Below are 805 nucleotides of genomic sequence, written 5' to 3'. Positions count from 1 at the left end.
GGGTTGGCCTGGCTCGGTTCGGTCGGCCGCCTTGCCTGACCCGGCCTCGGTCAGCGGCCCGGCCCACCTGCCCCACCCGCGGCCGCTGCAGCTCCGAACGAGCCATCTCTCCGTCGGCCCGGATGCGGCCACCCGACCCTTCGGCGGCGGCAGACGATCCCCAACCCACCGATACCTCGTTGCGCACTCCTGTGCGCCCTGTGCGCTCTGGAAGCAGTCCGCTGCAGTAGAGCGGTCCGCTGGCTGGTCGCCTACGAACCGCCGCGGCCGGTGGCGGGCGGCGTCGTGGTCGGCCCCGGTGCGCGCAGCCGGATGCGGGCCGCCGAGGCTTGGCAGGCCCGGGTGGCCGCCGCTCCCACGATTCCGCGCGAGCTGGAGCTGATCGAAAGCGCCGATGTCGTGCCGATGCGCGGCCAGGCCCCGCAGGCCATGGCCTTCGACCCCGGCCGGTTCACCGAGGCGGTGTTCGCGTTCGATCCGGGGTGAGACCCCGGCGGTGCGCCCACGCTGCCACCTCCGTGCGGTTCGCCAGCCCCAGCTTGGCCAGCACGCTGCGGACGTGACTCTCCACCGTGCGCTCGGACAGCACCAGCCGGTGGGCGAGCTGCCCCGCGCGGAGACGGTGGTCAGGCAGGCAGCCGACGAAGCCCGGCGGCTCGGCATGCCGGGCTGGGCGCGCGACGCGACCGCGCTCCTCGACCGGGTCCGCGCCGAGGCCGACCCGCTGACCGGCCGTGAGCGGGAGATCGTGGCGCTGGTGGCCGGGGCGCTGAGCAACCGGCAGATCGCCCACCGGCTGGTGCTG

Annotated in this window: 2 protein-coding genes and 1 pseudogene; 2 read left to right on the top strand and 1 reads right to left on the bottom strand. The window is 75.3% G+C overall.

Going from position 1 to position 805, the window contains the following annotated elements; all coding sequences use genetic code 11:
- Positions 1-270: 270 nt before the first annotated feature.
- Complete coding sequence (locus CCN39_RS47090) at positions 271-486, top strand: hypothetical protein (protein ID WP_244211340.1); 216 nt, start codon at positions 271-273, stop codon at positions 484-486.
- Here CCN39_RS47090 and CCN39_RS47085 read toward each other — a convergent pair.
- Complete coding sequence (locus CCN39_RS47085; protein ID WP_244211339.1) at positions 452-571, bottom strand: helix-turn-helix domain-containing protein; 120 nt, start codon at positions 569-571, stop codon at positions 452-454. The genes CCN39_RS47090 and CCN39_RS47085 overlap by 35 nt on opposite strands.
- On the opposite strand from CCN39_RS47085, the pseudogene CCN39_RS47080 reads away from it, so the two are divergent.
- A pseudogene (locus CCN39_RS47080) lies at positions 560-805 on the top strand (hypothetical protein); the annotation flags it as partial. The gene CCN39_RS47085 and the pseudogene CCN39_RS47080 overlap by 12 nt on opposite strands.

It is taken from the genome of Amycolatopsis kentuckyensis (assembly GCF_002155975.1).
Lineage (GTDB): Bacteria > Actinomycetota > Actinomycetes > Mycobacteriales > Pseudonocardiaceae > Amycolatopsis > Amycolatopsis kentuckyensis.
This window is presented reverse-complemented; position numbering and strand designations above follow the sequence as displayed.